The organism is Methanoculleus sediminis (assembly GCF_001017125.1).
Lineage (GTDB): Archaea > Halobacteriota > Methanomicrobia > Methanomicrobiales > Methanoculleaceae > Methanoculleus > Methanoculleus sediminis.
On the sequence record NZ_JXOJ01000001.1, the window covers coordinates 493,573 to 511,729 of the forward strand.

Here is an 18,157-nt window from a genome sequence, read left to right on the forward strand (position 1 = left end):
ATAACTAACGACCTCCGCGTGGATTGCGATATTCCAGGTATCCGGCGCCTGTTCTTGCACCGGCGGGAAGAGTCCGGGCAGGGGACACACCGTCATCCGGATCGCCGGCGATCAGTTGTTCGAAGATGCGCACGTATCTCCCCGAAAGAACCTCCCAGTCCAGTGTCTCCACGGCGTACCTTCTTGCATTCGCCGCATGATCCGGATGCTCCTCGCCGAGGTAGCGGAGAATCTCATCGCCGGCGCGTTCGGCATCCTCGAAATCGATTGTTATCCCGGCATCCGCGTCTTTCACCATCGCGAGGTTGGGGATGCCGGAGACGATGCACGGCAGTCCCGAGGCCATCGCTTCCGCAAGAGTGAGGGGGGGCATTCCCCCCTCGTACTTCGAGGCCATGATGTAGTAATCGGCGCAGGCATAGAGATCGGGGAGGTCCCGTGAGTGGTTCACGTTCCCGAGGAAGAGGACGTTCTGCAGTCCCTGTCTCCGTGCCAGAGCCTTTGCGGATTCCAGGAGTTCGCCCCCGCCGGCGATGCAGAGGGTCACGTCCCGGCATTTCCTCTCGAGGTATGAGAAGGCTTCGAGCATGGCAAACGGTCGTTTTGCGGGAGTCAGCCGTCCGACGCTCAGGAGGAGAACGCCCTCGTCCGGGATGCCGAACCTCTCCCGGATACCTGCTTTATCACAAGATGGACGGAACCGCCGGACGTCGACCCCGTTCGGGATGTAGGATATCCTCTCCCGTGCGACCCCGAGCCGGGCCAGTTCCTCGCGAACCGGTTGCCCTACCCCGGTGAAGAGGGTGGCGGGGGGCATACGGGTCAGGCAGGTGCGCTCGATACGGGCAACGACCGACTCGTACAGGTGAATGGGGAGGTCCCCTACTTTCCGGGCGCTCGATCCGGAGTAGGTCGAGTGCATCGTCACCAGGCAGCGTTCGAACGGATTTCCGGTGACGATAAAGGGGTTCTGGAGCCATGCCGCATCGTAGTCGTTGTCTTTGAAATGCCGCGAGACCCGGTACCAGTAGTTGAGCAGCCCGACAACGCCCGCCCTCTCGATCAGCGGCCAGTTGCCAAGCCTGATATCCGGGCCTTTCGGAGAACAGACCGTACACTCGACGCCTTTCTCTTTGAGTCGCTCTACGATGTTGTACACCACGTTGGCGATGCCCGCGCCGTGGGGGAAATACTCCGTTGTGCAGACGAGCAGCCTCATGCGGGCACCCCGGTTCTGCTGATTTGGAGGGTGTGTTGCGGTCGCGGTCCGAACCTCCCGCCCCTGCCGCCATCGTCTGCGAGCGCGGCGGCACCCGGGGTGTTTGCCGCCGTCATAACCTCACCTGGCCGTATACATCCACGATCTCCCTGCTGATGTTCTCCCATGTGTATCGTTCCGAAAATGCGCGAATCGTCTGCCCGTCCCAATCTCTGTCCAGCGCCTCCAGGATCGCCCCGGCCAGGCCGCCGGGATCGGCGGGATCGACCAGCAGACCGTACTCGTCGGAAGTGATGACCTCGGGCACCCCGCCGACGCTCGTCCCCACGAAAGGCTTCCCGCACCCGAAGGCTTCGAACATGACCGTCGGGTTGCCTTCGCTGAGACTCGGCAGAACGAAGAGGTCGCAGGCGTTCAACCAGACGGGGATATCGTCGTGCGGCTTCCCGCCGACGAGCACGACGTAATCCTCGAGACCGAGCGAGCGAATCCGGTTCTCAAGCGTTCCATGAAGCCTTCCCGAGCCGACTATCACGCACAGGATGTCTCTTCGCTCATTCACGACCTCCGACATCGCTTCGATGAGATAGTCGTGCCCCTTGACCGCGCCGTACAATCTCCCGACGTTCAGGATCACCTTTTTGTCGGAGGGCAGACCCAGCCTCTTCCGGCACTCCCCGGTATCCATGGGGCGGAACTTTTTGCCATCGTAACCGTTTGGAATCGTGACGACGCTTCGAGGCGCGGTCGACGCGTAACGGCGTACCGGCGCGTTGTTGCGAAGCGCGATATGCCGGGCATCCGCTTCAGAGAGAGCCACGGTCTTATCGACGGAGTCCAGGATGACTCCCTTTGCGCTCTTCTCATAGAGCCGCACGCATACGTCCTTCATGGGCTCGCCGAACATCAACTGGCCGTGATGCGTGAGAACCAGGGGGATCTTACAGAACTTCTTCAACAGGGGAAAGGTGAGAGCGGTGAAGCTGTAGAGATTATGGATGTGGATGACGTCGAATTTTTTGAGTTCGTTTAAGAGAAAGAATATGGACGGAACAAGAGGGTTTCGCAACGGTTCTCCGATGCATCTCAGTCTTCTGACGAGAATTCCGTCCATGACTTCGAGCGGCCGGCCCTCGGGGACGTTTGCAGTTATCACCTCTACCATATGACCGTCGTCGATCAGGCTTTTGCTCAGGTTGTAGACGTACATCTCCATCCCGCCGTTATGCGGTAGAAAATAGGGCGTTATCTGGGCAACCTTCATAGCTCACCCCGGAGATTATCCGGCGTCTGTTCGGCCGGCGGGAGGTCGCCTCCCCGGATGCGGGGGTGAAAGCGGGTTCCTGCCGCCGGCCTGCCTTCCACGCCTGCAGCGCCCTCATCCTGCCCGGCTGTAAGAACGGCATCATATCGATGCCCTGCCGGTGCACGGGCGCACTCCGATGACGGCTTCCTTGAGTGCGAGCATGGCACCGCTTCTCGTTCCGCATGTGCGGTACGTGAGCCTGAAGCGCGTAAATGACCTCCGAATGCCCAAAATGCACCAAATCCAAAGGAATTCCCGTCGGTCATAACGGGGCGCATCGGGGGGGCATCGTATATATCGTTTGCGGGGATGCCGTCCTATAGCCGGGTTCCGCCCACAAAAGGCTCAAAAAAGGGCTTTGTTGAAACCCTCTCCCGGAGGATGAATTATCTCCGGATAATCCATGTCTCACCGACGCACGCGAAGGCGCGAAGAACGCGAAGTCTGGATGGGTATTGACTGTCTCCCTTCGCGACTTCGCGGCTTCGCGTGAGACCCACATCACCCGCCTCTATCGGCAACCGGGTGTTATCCAGGGGTTGTGGAAAGCATTTCAACAGGGCTCAAAAAAGGACATTCACGGCAGCACCCCCTCTCTCCCCGCACCGTCCGCCCTCATGCGGGTTCGATCCGCCTTGATACGATCCTTTTGTGCGGCGCCGTTCGATCTAACCCGGCCCTCATTTCGTCATTGGGGGAGACGATACACTTCGACGCCGTTGTTTGAGTAAACCCTGTCCGTTGCGGATAGCCTGCCGGTGACGTTTCGAATATTCCGCTCCGTGGGCAGGTAGGCCTGAAGGGTGTCTTCCGGATCGAACTCGGTCTCGTCTATCGCAGCCTCCTGCCCGAAGAGCAACCCGCCGTGCCGGAGCTGGTTGCTCGGGAGAACGATATAGCCCCCTTCTCCCTCCGGCAGATCCAGATCGGTCCTTAGCAGGTAAATGGTGTAGTACGGCAGTCCCAGACGTTCGGAATCGGGTATCTCTTTTCGCTCGAAGAACCGCAGCGTATAGTAGTCCGAGTGCAACGGCGACCCGCTCGGCACCGTCTCCAGCACATGTTCGAACCCGGTCATCTCGTTCTGGTTGAACGAGTAGCGGATGTAGCCCGCCTCTTCCCCGAGAAACCCGAGGGTTGCGATGCCGTAGAGAACAATCAGCACGACGAGAACAGCCCCGACCCGTCCCGGCGACATGTTCATGGCGATGAGGTATCGGGCGAGGATGTATATGCCGACACCCGTTGCCACGGCAAGAATCGGCAGAAACAGGATCGCAAACCGGTCGATCCGGAGTATCGAAACCGCCTGGAAGATCACCGTAAGGACGCCCGGCACATTCAGGATGATCGCCATCAACCCCGTTATGCCGAAGACGATCGAGTACTTCGGCTGCTGCTTCCATATGAGATAGACCGCCCCGATCAACGAGAAAAACACGACAAAGAGAGTATCGACCTGGTTGAGCAGAAACGTCCAGCCCTCATGCACCGCCTCGGTGAGGACGATGTTCTGATACAGGGACAGATCTGCGCGTGGGAAGAGATCGTCTATGAACGGGTAGGCTATGAAGAGCCAGTACCAGGCGAGCAGGGAGACGGCAACCATCAGGAAGGCCGGACTGATGTACCTTCGCTCACCGGCAACCCGTTCGAGGAGAAATAAGATCCCGAGCAGGATGATGATCATGGGCATGGAGACCTGATGCGTCAGGAGGATAAAGACGACCGCAACCACGGCAAGGCCCCTCCTCGCGACCGGCCTCGTGACCGCACTCCCTGCTCCGGCTTTCGCACCGCCCATCGAATAGAGCAGGTAGAGGAGGATGAGAAACCCGACATATGCCATGGTTCTCGTCACCATATAGGTGCCGTAGTATATGACGTCGGCATTCACCACATAGAAAAGAGCGACCAGAAGGGCGATCTGCTCGTTTTTGAATACGTAGTTGACCAGCAGGTACAGGAACAGAACCGTCGAGGAGAATACGAGACCGGTGACGACGAAGAGGGAGGTCTGGAGATCCAGGCCGAGCATGTGCGAAGATACGGCTACAAACACGTGGTACAGGGGAAAGTAGGTGTATGTCCCGAGTTCGCCCGGGATAACATGTCCCGACAGATAGGTGATGGTGGCCATATACCCGTGCGGCATGATATCGGTCGTCCCGAAGTACAGGGCCGGCCGCAGGGTGTAACTGTAGATCGTGGCCACCAGGGTGAGCATGATTTCAAAGAGCACCACTGCCGGCCCTGGCCGTGAAGACAGTATCTGGATGAGGATTACGGCGTACAGGAAGGGCACCGTGAGCAGGCCCCACCCGGAATCGGCCGGTGTCAGAAGAAGGGCCGGGATGGTGAGCGTGTACAGTATCAGGAAGAGTTTCAGGGATGCCGAAGGGTTGTACGAAAAGAACACCGGCCGGGCCGCGAGATCGATATCCTCTCGTTTAATTGCCAGGAATGCAAACGATCCGATGATCGCCGGGATCGCCAGGATCGAACCGTCGATAAGGTAACTTACCCTGTCGATCAGGATGCAGAGGATACAGCCTGCGATATAGGTGGACAACACCAGGTACGGGAACACATCTGCGAGTTTCTCGAGCAATCGATTTTTCATTCCGGACCCTGCCCCCACCCATGACGCCCCTCGTTCGCTGCTCAACCCTAATAAAGGTGAGCTTGCTGTCTCCGGTGAATCGGGAATGCCGGTGTTCCGCCCCCTTCTCCGCGGAGTGCGGCGATATCGGCATGCCCCCGGTTCAGGGACAGAGCGGGGTGCTCTCGCGGCGGTTCAGTAATACTCGATCGGGCCCGATGCCGAGAGGTCTCCGTTCGGCCCGATCAGGTTGTCCGTTACGAAGACATTTCCCTCCCCTCCCGTCTGCCAGACCGGTGGCGCCAGGTCGTAGTTGAACCGGTTGTGGTCGATGTACGCCCCGTCGCGGGGGACGCCCCGGATAGCAACCGGGAATGCGTTCAGGGGGCCGGTGGCCATGAACGTGTTGTGGTGGATCCGGATAGTATCTCCTGCGATTGTGCCGGACCCGGACACGGTTCCATGCATGTCGAAGTTGTGAGGCGACGTCGAGACCCAGTTCGGGCCGCAGATGTTGTAGCGTGCCTCGTAGCCGTCCCCGGCGACCCCGCTTCCGGCGATCGCATGCCGGCAGTAGTCGAAGTAGTTCGCCTCGATCAGGCTCACCGCCCCGCCGGAGACCACGACACCGTATCCAAGACCTTTCATCTGGCAGTGGTGGATGTAATTGTGGTGGATGTACCCGCCGATCTTCATATCCGATCCGCCGGTGCCGGCGATACCGATTGCAGCGCCGCTCCAGCCCAGGATCTCACAGTTGTCGACCTCGAGGTTCCGGTAGGCCGAATAGATCCCGAGACCCGGATGACGAAGCCTTCTGGTCGTCATATCCGGCCCTTCCAGGCGGACCCCGGTGATCCTCACGTGCTCTCCTCCGGCGATGAGTGCGACCGGGCTGCCGGAGTCTGTCGCTCCCTGGAAAATCGTCCCGCCCGGGGAGAGGGGGTATTCCTCTCCATCGGGATCGTCCGCGATCGAGAGGTACATCCCTCCCGATGCCGTGTCGTCCGGGTTCGCCTCCATCAGGGCGGAGAGTTCCCCGGATTCCGCCTCCATCCTGGCCTGCACCTCTCCCGTCTGCCCGGCAGCATCGGGGAGGTAGTCCGCATCGGCGGTAACGAGGATCTCATCGACGTTCAAATCGTCCTCGCGCCAGTGGATGGTCAGGTTGTGCCGGCCGCCGGAGAGGTAGTGGCCCCCTCCACTGTTCCAGTGCCAGTCGGAACCGTGTTCGATATCCCACCGCCAGGTTCCTTCCCCGTCTATCGAGACCCAGATGGGGCTGCTCTTCTCGCCGGGCGCCGACGCACGGACCCAGAAGAAATACTCGTCCGGCTCCTCGATCTCGAACGGATATACCGCCGATCCGGCCGTACTCCTCTCTCCCCGGTTGCCGGCGAGCGTCACGCCTCCCGGGATGGTTACCCCGCCCGGGATGTCTGTAAGGTCGATCAGGGCCATCTCGTCGATATGGACGACGTCTCCGTCTTTCGCGCTCGAAAGAGCCGAAAGCAGTTCGTCCGTGGTTGCAACGATGGTGTCCTCCTCCGGGTCGGGCGTCGCGACTCCTTCGCCGTAGCCTTCGCCTCCTCCGACGGGACTGCCCGTGGGATTCGATTCGGCGCCGAATGCCTGATCGCCATCGGCATGGGCGGTCGCCATATCCCGAAGATCCGCAAAAGGACTGGAAAAAGCCGAATCAGGCGAACCTACCCCGCCCTGTCCTCCGGAAAGGGTTTCGATGGCCGCCGGGATGACCAGGGCTGCATAGAGCACAAGCAGAGCAACGAGAACCACTTCTTTGGAACGCACGCGATCTCCGTTCTGGTTCCCGTAAGTCTAATAAACTTTGTCTTACGGGGGTGAGGGGGACGGAGTGGAATGCCTTGCCCTTCAGCGGGGGTAGTTCACCGCAGGCAAATCTCGTTCGCCAGCCGGATTACATAAGCGGTTTCAACGTGTCAAGAACAGAGATGGGTTGAAGAAACTTCCCCGGCTGTGGGAAAGGAGGGGTGCCGGAGAGTTGCTTCCGGCCCAATCCTCCGACTCTTCCCGTTCAGTAGTACTTGATCGGACCCGATGTGGAGAGAACCCCGTTCGCGCCGATCAGGTTGTTCGTCATGCTGATGCCGCTTGTTCCGCCGGTCTGCCAGACGGGGGCATCCCTGGTGAAGTAGAACCAGTTGTGGTCGATGTACGCACCGTCACGGGGAACGCCCCGGATGGCAATGCACGTCGGCATCTGCGAGGTTGTACCCAGGAACGTGTTGTGGTGAATCTTGATCGTGTCCCCTGCGATCGTGGTGGAACCGGATGTGGTTCCATGCATGTCGAAGTTGTGGGGCGACGTCGAGATCCAGTTCGGGCCGCAGATGTTGTAGCGTGCCTCGTAGCCGTCTCCGGCCATCCCGGCACCGGTGATGGCGTGCCGGCAGTAGTCGAAGTAGTTCGCCTCGATGAGAGCTACACCGCCGCTGGATAAGCAGATGCCGTACCCGAGACCTGCTACCTGGTTGTGGTGGATGTAGTTGTGGTGGATGTACGCGCCGGTCTTCATGTCGGATCCGCCGGTCCCGGCGATGCCGATTGCAGCATTGCCCCAGCCGAAGATCTCGCAGTTGTCCACCTCGAGATTCCGGTAGGAGGTGTAAATGCCGACATTCGTCGAACCTGATGAACTGGTGTCCTTCTGCGGCCCTTCGAGACGAAGGCCGCTGATCCTCACGTTCTGGCCGCCGATCGTAAACAGCCTGGATCCGGCAGACGTCTGATAGATCCGGCCGCCGTCCGATCCGTCCTCGCCACGGTTGCTCGCGAGGGTGACCCCGGCCCGTATCGTGGAGGTCCGGCCGCTCATGTCGATGTTGGCGTTCTCCTCGACCCAGATGATGTCGCCGGACTGCGCCGAGTTGAGGGCGTTCACGAGTTCGCTCGTCGTGTCGACGATGAAGTCTGCGCTGCTCCGGCTGACGATGTTCTTATAGCCGTCGCCTCCCCCGATCGGGTTTCCGGTCGGGTTGGCATCCGCTCCGTAGGCGCTCTGACCCGGCGTCGGTGTTGGCGTCGGCGTCTTCGTGGGCGTCGGTGTCGGGGTTACGGTGGGCGTTGGCGTCGGGGCCGCCGCGGTCACCGTCATCGTCTTCGTGAGCACGTTGTTGTCCTCGTTGCTCTCCGTCATGCGGTCAACGTCGTCGACCGTTGCGGTGACGGTGTGCGTGCCTGCGACCGCGGTCCAGGTTGCACCGGCGACGCCGCCGTTCGCGGTCAGGGTGACCGATGCCCCGGGAGCGACGGATGCCGTGTGGCTGTCCGACCAGACCGCGGAACCGAGGTTCCCGTCCGCCGTGAAGGCCACGCCGTGGATCACGCCTGCGGGTGTTGCACCGGTGCCCTGATTCCGGATCGTCGCCTTCATCGTGATTGCATCACCCGGTGCCGGGCTTGCCGGTGTCCAGGAGACGTCGGTCACGACGAGATCGGGTGTTCCCGGTGTTGGCGTCGCGGTAGGTGTCGGGGCCGCCGCAGTCACCGTCATCGTCTTCGTGAGCACGTTGTTGTCCTCGTTGCTCTCCGTCATGCGGTCGACGTCGTCGACCGTTGCGGTGACGGTGTGCGTGCCTGCGACCGCGGTCCAGGTTGCACCGGCAACGCCGCCGTTCGCGGTCACCGTAACCCATTCGCCCGGGGCGATGGATGCCGCGTGGCTGTCCGACCAGACCGCGGAACCGAGGTTCCCGTCCGCCGTGAAGGCCACGCCGTGGATCACGCCTGCGGGTGTTGCACCGGTGCCCTGATTCCGGATCGTCGCCTTCATCGTGATTGCATCACCCGGTGCCGGGCTTGCCGGTGTCCAGGAGACGTCGGTCACGACGAGATCGGGTGTTCCCGGCGTGGGCGTCGCGGTAGGCGTCGGTGTGGGTGTCGGTGTCGGGGTTGGATTGGATACCCCGATCTCGATAGGGCTCTGCAGGGCGTAGGTTCCTGCCTGAAGGACCACGGTACCGTCACCGACGGCCTGTACGGCAGTCTGGACGACCTTGCTGTCATCCGTTCCCGCTGTTCCGCTGCTGATCACCTGGCCGTTGCTGTCTTCTGCGATGATTGTCGTGCCGTCGGTGTACACAACGATGTCGTAGGTACCCTCCGAGAGCACTTCACTTTGCGCGGCCTGTGCCGGTGCAGCGAGTGCGAGCACCATGCACAGGGCTATCGCAAGAAATAGGGGTTTCTTCATGCGTAATCTCCTAGAGCCGCCTCGGGAGGACCCCTTCTGGCCTCCCGGCAAGCAGGTGAGGGTGGATCCCTCAAAATTAATTTATTACTCTGATATATATACTAATTGGTCTTTAAAACACTCAAAATATGCCTTAATAAAGCCATTGTTGATTATAATCTCACAAATTCCAATTAACTCTAATTAAAAATATTGTTGCTTCGATAGATAAAATTATATATGAAATTCTTATTTTAGTGTCCCCCCTCCTCTGCGGGTTGATGGCGCGATGCGCTCTCCCGCGAGAATGCGAGCGCGGATGTTGAGGTTAAACCGGTCCTTTGCGCGATCCATACTCTCTGTGCACACTACGAACTTCGGTTGCAGCCGGCGGGCAGGTGCTCAATTCGATGCCCCCGGCGCCGCCGGCGTCGGGACAACGTGATCCGGCGCGCAGGGGGAGGCACCGCACCAGATCCGTGATTACGCTCGCGGTGAGATGAAAAATAGCCGTAAAGCCGGGAGATGCGTCCTCTTACTGGGCGCAGACGTCTGCATACGATAGAGTTTCCGTAACCCGGTGCCCCCGGATCGATGATCACTGGACTGCCGCACCGGTTCGCAAAAATCCCGGCAACCCGTAACGATGCCGTGCAACGCCCCGGTCACCTCCGGCCACGTTCGTGGGGTTTAACCCCCGGTGCCCCTGTCGAAGCACTCCCCGGCCGCGTTCTCCGGTTCCGCAACGCAAGATATGCCCCGGAGGGGATATGCGCGAGAATCAGTGCCCGCCATTTGGATCTCCAGAGAAGCCGCGTTCTGCAACCCTTTAAGTTGCTTCTCGCGAGGTCGGGCCTGCCTGCTTCGAGGTTGCGGCATGCTATCTGGATCTGCCTGGATGCGACGAACTCGAGAACGCTCTCTCTCAACTCCGGCGGCACCTCCCCCGCCTGCAGCGCGTTCTGTGCGGAGGCTACGAAGGCATGCTCCCGGATCGGCTCTTTCCTGTTGCAGGCTCTATTCGATGCTTCCGTATGGTAGATCCCCTTTCCGTCCCAGGTGAACGCGATGGGATATTTCAGGGCAATCCGTCCCCACAGGTCCACGTCTTCGCCATACCATGCGCCGGTATAAAACCCCTCCATCTCGTTCAGGACGCGCCTCGGGACGGCGACGATCGACGACGAGATCGGCGGGCTGCCGAGGATGGCGTCCCTGAAGTAGCTCGAGAGCAGCCCCTCCCATGGCTCCGGGGGAATGGCGGCACTGTATGACGGCGTCCGGATCGTCGACGCATTCTCCTGCAAGAGGTATGCCGTCCCGTACGCTCCCGCCTGCGGACACTTATCCCGCAGTTGTAGCAGGGCTTCAAGATGCCGCGGCGTCCATTCGTCGTCCGCATCCAGAAACGCAACCAGTTCACCCCGGGCTGCGTCGATCCCCCGGTTTCTCGCCGCTGACACCCCCCGGTTCTCCTGCCGGATCAGCCGGATCCGCGGGTCGCCGAACCCCCCGACCATCTCCGCCCCGCCGTCGGTGGAACCGTCGTCCACCACGATCACCTCGAAGTCCCGGACGGTCTGTGCGAGGACCGAGTTCAGGGCCCGGACGATGTAGGGACCTTTGTTGTAGAGGGGGATGACGACCGAAACACCCGGCACCACCGTCCCGCCCTCTCGATCCCCTTCCGTGGAGCACTCGCGGGCATACTCCGAACCGGTGCTATTGCTTTGGGGTGTTTCAGACGCCGGCCGGTCTCCGGCATCCCGGGCGCGTGCGGGCATTCATGCCCGGGGTAATATGTTACTATTAAAATATTCCGGGAACCGGGTGGAGCAGGGCTCATAGTGTCAGAATATGGCTCGTTTCTCGTCCTGATCCCGGCGGGCACCTCGCCGCATCATGTGGATCCGGGTGCAGCTCGCCGCCTCACGCGAAGGAGCACTCGAGTTTGTCACTCCGCCCGCACATTCGCCCCGGAGTTCCTTGCCCGCGTCAGGAGCACCGACCCTCCCCGGTCACCGAGCACCTCCTTCGCCGCCCGGGCCACGTCCTGCATGCTGGAATCCCCGACTGCGTAGACCGTCGGCCCGAACGAACTCAGACCCGCTCCGGCGGCCCCGGCCTGCACCGTCGCCTCGAGGAGCGAGGAGACGACCGGGTGCTGCAGGCCCACCTCGACCTTCTTGAACCCGAGCGACTGCGTCCGGTTGATCGCCGAACCGAAGAGGTCGAGGTCGTGCTCGACGAGGCCCGGGATCATCCGCATGAGCACCTCATGACAGACCTCCCGGACTTCGTCGAGCGGCACCGGGCAGTGGGTGCGGAAGATATCGACCTCCCTTCCCCCGTGCGCCCCTGCGCTTACCTCCGGCGTGACGAGCAGGATGCGCCAGTCCTCCGGGAACCGGTGCCGGGCGAGAACCGGCGGGGGCGCGACGCCCCGCGACGCCGCCGACGGGCGGAAATCGTCCTTGCCCCCCGGAGAGCAGAACCGGTGCCCGCCGTCCAGAATGAACCCGCCCTGCTCGAACGCCGCCGTACCGATGCCGGACGTCCCGCCGCGCCCGACAGCCTTCGCGAGATCGCATACGGAGACGTCCCGCTCGTAAAGCCGGCAGAGGGCGGCGGCCGTGGCGAGAGCGACCTGCGTCCCGCTCCCGAGCCCGGCGTGCTGCCGTGCAGCGGCGTGGAGGGCAATCTCCGCACCCCCGGGAAGTCCGAGCGTCTCCTTCGCCGTCCGGGCCGCATCGGCAACCCTCTTGCGCGACTCCTCGTCGCCGCCGCGAACCTCGATCCCGGAGGCTTTCCGTGCATCGAGCACGCACCCCGGCTCGTCGAGGGTGACCCCGACCCCGCCGTCCACCCTGCCCGAGGCGCCGTTCATGTCGAGCAGGGTGATGTGGATCCTGGACGGAGCATCGACGAGCACCCTGATCTCGTCGGTGAACGCCGTGCAGGGGAAGATCTCCTCGATGGCGATCAGCGGCTCTTCGTGGTGGATGATCCGGTACTTCCGCGAGAGCATCGGTTCGCACCGGTGGACGTTGAACGTCCGGGCAAGGTTCGCACCGGCACGGACGACGCGGGCGTCGGTGATCTCCCGGCGTGACTCTATCCTGTGGCGGCGGAGAATCCTCCCTATCGGGATATCGGCCTGCATGAGGTCCTGCCTGAACTCAGGTGCAAGCCGCCGGAGCGGGGTGCAGGAGACCGCATAGATGAGCACTTCTCCCGTTACGCCGTCTTTCAGTTCAACGACGCGGTAGTTGACCTCGTCGCCCTGCTCGATATCGAGTGCCGCCGCCGCCTCGGTATCGGCGCCGACGACGTCCTGCACCAGGGTGGTGATGGTGACGGGATGGCCGGTCGCCATCTCGAGCAGGCCGGTCACCGACCCGTCGGTCCCGATGAGAACCTTCTGCAGCGGGGAGAGCCTTCCCACGCCCTGCTCGATCTCCCGTATCTTCTCGACGATGCTGTCTGCCGTCAGGGGTTCCATGTCCTTGGGTAGCGTTGTACATGGAGACTACAAAAAGGTGGTGCCGGAAAATCCGGTCATCTCAGGGGCGGTTCACGGCGAAAAGAACCGGGAAAGGAAGTCGGGAGCCTCTATGAGCCCGAACGAGCCCCCTTTCGCCTCGCGCTCGGAGAACGCGGAGACATCGTCCCTTCCTTTCCCGAGCACCGCGAACGGCACCGGGTCTGCCGTGTGGGTCTTACACCGGATCGGCGTCGGGTGGTCGGGGAGAACCGCGACGGCCGTATCCGGGCGGTCGAGGACGATCCCGATCGCCTCGTCGAGCCGCTCGATCGCCCGCACCTTCTCCTCCACGCTCCCCATGTGCCCGGCCTCGTCGGGGGCCTCGACGTGCATGTAGACGAAGTCGAGGCGGTCGAGGGCGTCGACCGCGTACCGGGCCTTCGCCTCGTAGTCGGTGTCGATGAACCCGGTGGCGCCGGGGACGTGGATCACCTCCATCCCGGCAAGGCGGGCGATGCCGGCGAGGAGGTCGACCGCGGAGATCACTCCCCCGGCAAGACCGTACTTCTCGCGGAAGGGTGCGATGGACGGCCTCTTCCCGCCGCTCCACGGCCAGATATCGGTTGCAGCGGTCTTTCCCTCCTCGAGGCGGCGCCGGTTGACCGGGTGGTCGGCAAAGACCTCCCGTGACCGTTCCATGCAGTCGAGGAGGCGTTCGGCGTCGTCTCCGCGCGGGAGGAACTCCGTGACCGGCTGGCCGACGATGTCGTGGGGCGGGGTGGTGACGGCGCCGCGCGCGCGGGGAACGGTCATCAGGTTCCGGTAACTGATCCCCGGGTGGACCCGGACGCCGTCGAGCGCGGCAGAGAGGTCGCGGAGGAGCTCGGCGCCTTCGGCGCTCGAGATGTGCCCGGCGTTGAAGTCCTCCATCACGCCACTGTGGATCGCGACCAGGTTGCACCGGTAGGCCATCTCGCCGTCCCGGAGGGAGATGCCCATGCTGGCCGCCTCGAGCGGCCCCCTCCCGGTATAGGAGGTGCGGGGGTCGTAGCCCAGGATCGAGAGGTTCGCGACGTCGCTCCCCGGCTCGAATCCGTCCGGCACCGTCCGGAGCATCCCGCACCGCCCCTCGCGGGCGATCCTGTCCATATTCGGTATCTCTGCGTATTCGAGGGGTGTCCTGCCCCCCAGTTCGGCAAGCGGCTCGTCCGCCATGCCGTCCCCGAGAATGATGATGTATTTCATGTGAATCCTTGTGAGTCCCGATAGTGAACTGTTTCACCTATTTTGTTGTCCTGGTACGTGGAGAACTGCCATCTCACGCGAAGCCGCGAAGTGCGACGTTCCGTTGGAACGGAGCAAGAGCACCGTTAGGTGCGAAGGACGCGAAAGGAGGGCGTAACAATCCCACGGACTTCGCGGCTTCGCGTTCTTCGCGTGAGGCGACGTTGCGTGAAATTTTAAGTGCAGTGGTCCAACAGCGCCCGAAACACCGACCCGGATGCAATTCCCTGGATGTGCCCCCTACCCGAGCATGGCGCGGACCGCTGTCCGGACGCTCTCTTCCGAGGTTGTCCCGCACCGCCACCCGAGACCCTTGAGTTTATCGACCGAGAGCTGCATCTTCGGGACGTCGCCGACCCAGCCGCGCGCTCCGCCGGTGAACCGGTAGCGGACGCCGGAGAGACCCATCTCCTCCGTGACGATATCGGCGATCCTGACGACGTCGATCCAGTCCTCGGAGCCGATGTTGAAGGTGTTCACCGGGTCGCGCGAGTGCTCGATCCCGAACTGCACGGCCCGGACGCACTCCCCGACCTCCAGGTAGGACTTCGTCTGCCTGCCGTCGCCGAGGATCTCGAGTTCCTGCGGGTTCTCGCGGAGTTTGCGGATGAAGTCGGAGATGACGCCGTGCCCGCTCCGCTCGCCGATGATGTTTGCGAACCGGTAGACCCAGGACGTCATCTCAAACGAGTGGCAGTACGACGATATGAGGGCCTCGCAGGCAAGTTTCGTCGCGCCGTAGACGGATATCGGTTCGAGCGGGGTGTAGGTCTCCGGCGTGGGGATGACGGCGGCATCGCCGTAGACGGTCGAGGTCGAGGTGAAGACGAGTTCCGGCACGCCGTGCGCCCGCATCGCCTCGAGCACCCGGTGCGTCGCAACGATATTATTCCTGATCTGGGAGTCCGGGGTCACGGCGCTCTGCCGGACGTCGGGGTCTGCGGCGATATGGTAGACCCGGTCTGCGCCGGAAAACCGTTCCTGCCACCCGTCGTCGAGCAGGTTCTGCCTGACGAAGGCGACCCGCCCGCCCGCTGTGTGGTGTGCGAGGTTCGTCTCGGTGCCCGCACTGCAGTCGTCGATGACCAGCACGTCGTCTCCCGCCGCGACCAGCGCGTCGACGACGTGCGAACCGATGAAACCGGCACCGCCCGTTACGATACAGAACATCATAGAGTAATCTTCCTCTCACGCTATAGGATTTACTTATGGGTGGAGCGGGGGAGTCCGACCCGGAGAAAAGTTAATGCCCGCATGCGGCCCACTCCACGATACGGTACCTTCGTTCGGGGCAGATTTTTCATGATTGCCCCCGACATATGATGAATCACAAGGAGTTGTCCGATTGAGAGAGGCATGCACCTGTTGCGGGTTCGACCGGCTTTTAGTCGCCGTCAGCCTGCGGAGCCGAATTTCTGTGTTCGTCGATACCCGGAACGGAGCCGGAAGATGAGCCTGCGCCCGGACAGTATACGGGAGCACGCGGGGATCTATCTCCGCGGTCTCGCGATGGGGGCCTGCGATATCATCCCCGGCGTCTCGGGAGGGACGATCGCCCTCATCACCGGGATCTACGAGCGGCTGGTCGGGGCCATCGGCAGTGTCGACCCTGCCTCGGTAAAACACCTTGCGAGAGGGGATTTTTCCTCTCTCCGGGCGGATCTCGAGAAGATCGACATCCCGTTCCTCGTCGTCCTCCTTGCCGGTATCGGCACCGCCTTCCTCCTGATGTCCCGCGTGATCCTCTCCCTCCTCGCCGACCACGCGGTGGAGACCTACGCCTTCTTCCTCGGCCTCATCATCGCCTCTGCGGTAGCCATATTCCTTGAGATCCGCTCCCCGAACGCCGGTACCCTCGCCTTCCTCGCCGTCGGGACCGGCGCCGGCTACCTCCTCGGGGGCCTCGGGAACATCGATCTCGGCCACTCCCTGCCGGTTCTCTTCCTCACCGGGATGGCGGCGCTCTGCGCCATGATCCTCCCCGGGATATCGGGAGCCTACATCACCCTCGTCCTCAATCAGTACGAGTTCATGCTTGCGGCGCTCCGGGGGTTCCTGCTTCCCGAGATCCTGGCCTACGTCGCCGGCGGTGTTACGGGCCTCCTCCTCTTCACGAAAGCCCTCAAGTACCTCCTTGCGACCTACCACGGGCCGATGCTCGCTCTGCTCACCGGCCTGATGCTCGGTTCGGCGAGGATGCTCTGGGAAAAGGGTGCTGCGGCCGGGGATATGCTCTCCGGCGGCTGGATATTCTTCCTTGTCGGTCTTGCCGTCGTCGGCGCGGTCGAGTACTTAAAGAGGCGTTACCAGGCCGGCACGGCCTGATCTACGCCTTTCCGCATGGAGCGATCCGAAAACTTACTTCCTCCTCCGGGTGCAACGGGATATATCATGTTCATCGGCATCGATCACGGCACCACCGCGATGCGCTTCTCAAGCGGGGATGCGGAGTTCAAGATCTCCCGGGAAGAGGCGAGAGACTTCTCGGCCGGCGATCTTGCCCGCCTCGCTCCGCTCGACGAGATCGAGGGCATTGCCGTCTGCTACTCGATGGGCGACGGCATCTCGGCCGTAACCGATATCAGAAACGTCGAGAACCGCGGCGTCATCTCACGGGAGGGCGCCGGCAAACACATCGGCGGCGGCACCCGGGTCTTCGATGCGATCAGGGAGAGCGGTCTTCCCGCCGTCGTCATCCCCGGGCTGCACCGCGGATCCCCGACCGACCCGCGGTTCAAGGCCTACTCCCACCAGACGAGTCCCGAGAAGATCGGGATCCTGTACGAGGTCGTGCACGACCTCGGGGGCGATGTCGTGGTCTGCGACGCGAGTTCGAACACCGTCACCCTCCTCGTGACCGGGGGGCGTATCACCGGCGCGTTCGATGCCTGCGTCTTCGCGCCCGGCACCCGGCACGGCGCTCTCGACGTGGATGCCATCCGCCGGATCGACCGGGGCGAGTCGACGGCGAACGACGCTTTTCTCCATGCGGGCGTGAACTACACGGTTCCCCCCGATCTGCGGACGGAGACGATGGCCATGTTTGCCGCGATGGAGTGCGCCTCGATGCTCCTCCTCAATCCCGGTGCGAAGGTCGCCCTCGCCGGCACCATGGCTCCCGCCATCGCGCCGCGGGTAAAGGAATTCCTCTCCCGCAACGTCACCGTCTACGATGAGTGGTGCGCCTCCCGGGGGCTCGCCCGGATCGCCCGCGACGTATTCTCGGGAGCAACCGATATCCTCGGACTCGCGGTTGAGCGGTAGCCCCGCCCGGGCAAACCGGCGGGCAGCGCCCCTCCGGTTTCGTACTCTTTTAAGTGGTGCCGGGTAGTATAGTGGAGTAAATTAAGGAGAGGCCGGAACCATGCAGCCGGATTGCCCCAGTATCGCCGATCTCATGCTCCTGATGACGTCACGTCTTGAAGAGACGGCGCGCACGATAGACCAGGAGAATGCCGGCCGGTTTCTCGAAGAGATCCTCAACGCAAAACGGATATACCTTGCCGGGGCCGGACGCTCCGGCCTTGTCGCGCGGGCGTTTGCCCAGCGGTTGATGCATCTCGGGTTCGAGAGTTACGTCATCGGCGAGACGATCACGCCCGCGTTCGGCCCGGAAGACGTGCTCGTTGCGTTCTCGGGCTCGGGCGAGACCCAGTCGGTCGTGGACGCGTGCGAGACCGCCCGGGAGATCGGGGGAACGATCTGTCTCGTCACCTCGACGGCCGACTCGCATATCGGCCGCATGGCCGACTGCATCGTCGAGATCGGGAACAACCGGCTCAAAGATGCGGATATCCCGCGAGACTTCGAGATCCGCCAGCTCACCGGACAGTATCGGTCGGTCTCCGGTTCGTTCGCCCCTCTCGGAACGCTCTTCGAGACCGCTGCGCTGGTCTTTTCGGACGCGATCGTCTCGGCCCTGATGGAAGTGCGGCACTGCACCGCCGAGGAACTCAAAAGCCGCCTTGCAAACGTCCAGTGAACGGCGGGAGTCTTCGGGCCTCCGCTCCCCCTCTCCCGGCACCGGCAATAATTATGTCCTCTGGGGG

At 62.4% G+C, this 18,157-nt stretch carries 12 protein-coding genes; 3 read left to right on the plus strand and 9 right to left on the minus strand.

Going from position 1 to position 18,157, the window contains the following annotated elements; translation table 11 throughout:
- Positions 1-4 precede the first annotated feature (4 nt).
- The 9 genes from SZ63_RS02460 to SZ63_RS02505 form a co-directional block, all read right to left on the minus strand.
- Positions 5-1,219, minus strand: coding sequence for a glycosyltransferase family 4 protein (locus SZ63_RS02460; protein WP_048180480.1), 1,215 nt, complete (start codon positions 1,217-1,219; stop codon positions 5-7).
- A gap of 112 nt (positions 1,220-1,331) precedes the next feature.
- Positions 1,332-2,483 carry a glycosyltransferase family 4 protein gene (locus SZ63_RS02465; protein ID WP_052959037.1) on the minus strand — a complete coding sequence of 384 codons (1,152 nt, stop codon included), beginning with the start codon at positions 2,481-2,483 and terminating at the stop codon, positions 1,332-1,334.
- 730 nt (positions 2,484-3,213) lie between these two features.
- Positions 3,214-5,148 carry a hypothetical protein gene (locus SZ63_RS02470; RefSeq protein WP_156168333.1) on the minus strand — a complete coding sequence of 645 codons (1,935 nt, stop codon included), beginning with the start codon at positions 5,146-5,148 and terminating at the stop codon, positions 3,214-3,216.
- A 174-nt stretch (positions 5,149-5,322) separates the two neighbouring features.
- Positions 5,323-6,939, minus strand: coding sequence for a right-handed parallel beta-helix repeat-containing protein (locus SZ63_RS12330; RefSeq protein ID WP_156168335.1), 1,617 nt, complete (start codon positions 6,937-6,939; stop codon positions 5,323-5,325).
- A 244-nt stretch (positions 6,940-7,183) separates the two neighbouring features.
- Positions 7,184-9,361 (minus strand): CARDB domain-containing protein, encoded by a 2,178-nt coding sequence (locus tag SZ63_RS13220; protein WP_082122611.1) that lies wholly within the window; start codon positions 9,359-9,361, stop codon positions 7,184-7,186.
- Between the two features lie 644 nt (positions 9,362-10,005).
- On the minus strand, positions 10,006-11,124 hold the full coding sequence (locus SZ63_RS02490) for a glycosyltransferase family 2 protein (protein ID WP_082122612.1): 1,119 nt from the start codon (positions 11,122-11,124) through the stop codon (positions 10,006-10,008).
- A 170-nt stretch (positions 11,125-11,294) separates the two neighbouring features.
- Complete coding sequence (locus tag SZ63_RS02495; RefSeq protein ID WP_048180489.1) at positions 11,295-12,842, minus strand: beta-ribofuranosylaminobenzene 5'-phosphate synthase; 1,548 nt, start codon at positions 12,840-12,842, stop codon at positions 11,295-11,297.
- 72 nt (positions 12,843-12,914) lie between these two features.
- Positions 12,915-14,069, minus strand: a complete 1,155-nt coding sequence (locus SZ63_RS02500; RefSeq protein ID WP_048180493.1) for a cofactor-independent phosphoglycerate mutase — start codon at positions 14,067-14,069, stop codon at positions 12,915-12,917.
- 279 nt (positions 14,070-14,348) lie between these two features.
- Positions 14,349-15,281 (minus strand): NAD-dependent epimerase/dehydratase family protein, encoded by a 933-nt coding sequence (locus SZ63_RS02505; protein ID WP_082122613.1) that lies wholly within the window; start codon positions 15,279-15,281, stop codon positions 14,349-14,351.
- A 276-nt stretch (positions 15,282-15,557) separates the two neighbouring features.
- Here SZ63_RS02505 and SZ63_RS02510 point away from each other — a divergent pair, with 276 nt between their 5' ends.
- From SZ63_RS02510 to hxlB, 3 genes are all read left to right on the plus strand, one after another.
- Positions 15,558-16,433, plus strand: coding sequence for a DUF368 domain-containing protein (locus SZ63_RS02510; RefSeq protein WP_048180496.1), 876 nt, complete (start codon positions 15,558-15,560; stop codon positions 16,431-16,433).
- Between the two features lie 66 nt (positions 16,434-16,499).
- Complete coding sequence (locus SZ63_RS02515; protein ID WP_048180499.1) at positions 16,500-17,372, plus strand: methanogenesis marker 12 protein; 873 nt, start codon at positions 16,500-16,502, stop codon at positions 17,370-17,372.
- A 100-nt stretch (positions 17,373-17,472) separates the two neighbouring features.
- The gene (gene hxlB, locus SZ63_RS02520; protein WP_048180502.1) at positions 17,473-18,090 is read left to right on the plus strand and encodes a 6-phospho-3-hexuloisomerase; all 618 of its coding nucleotides are present in this window, start codon (positions 17,473-17,475) and stop codon (positions 18,088-18,090) included.
- The last annotated feature ends 67 nt before the right edge of the window (positions 18,091-18,157 follow it).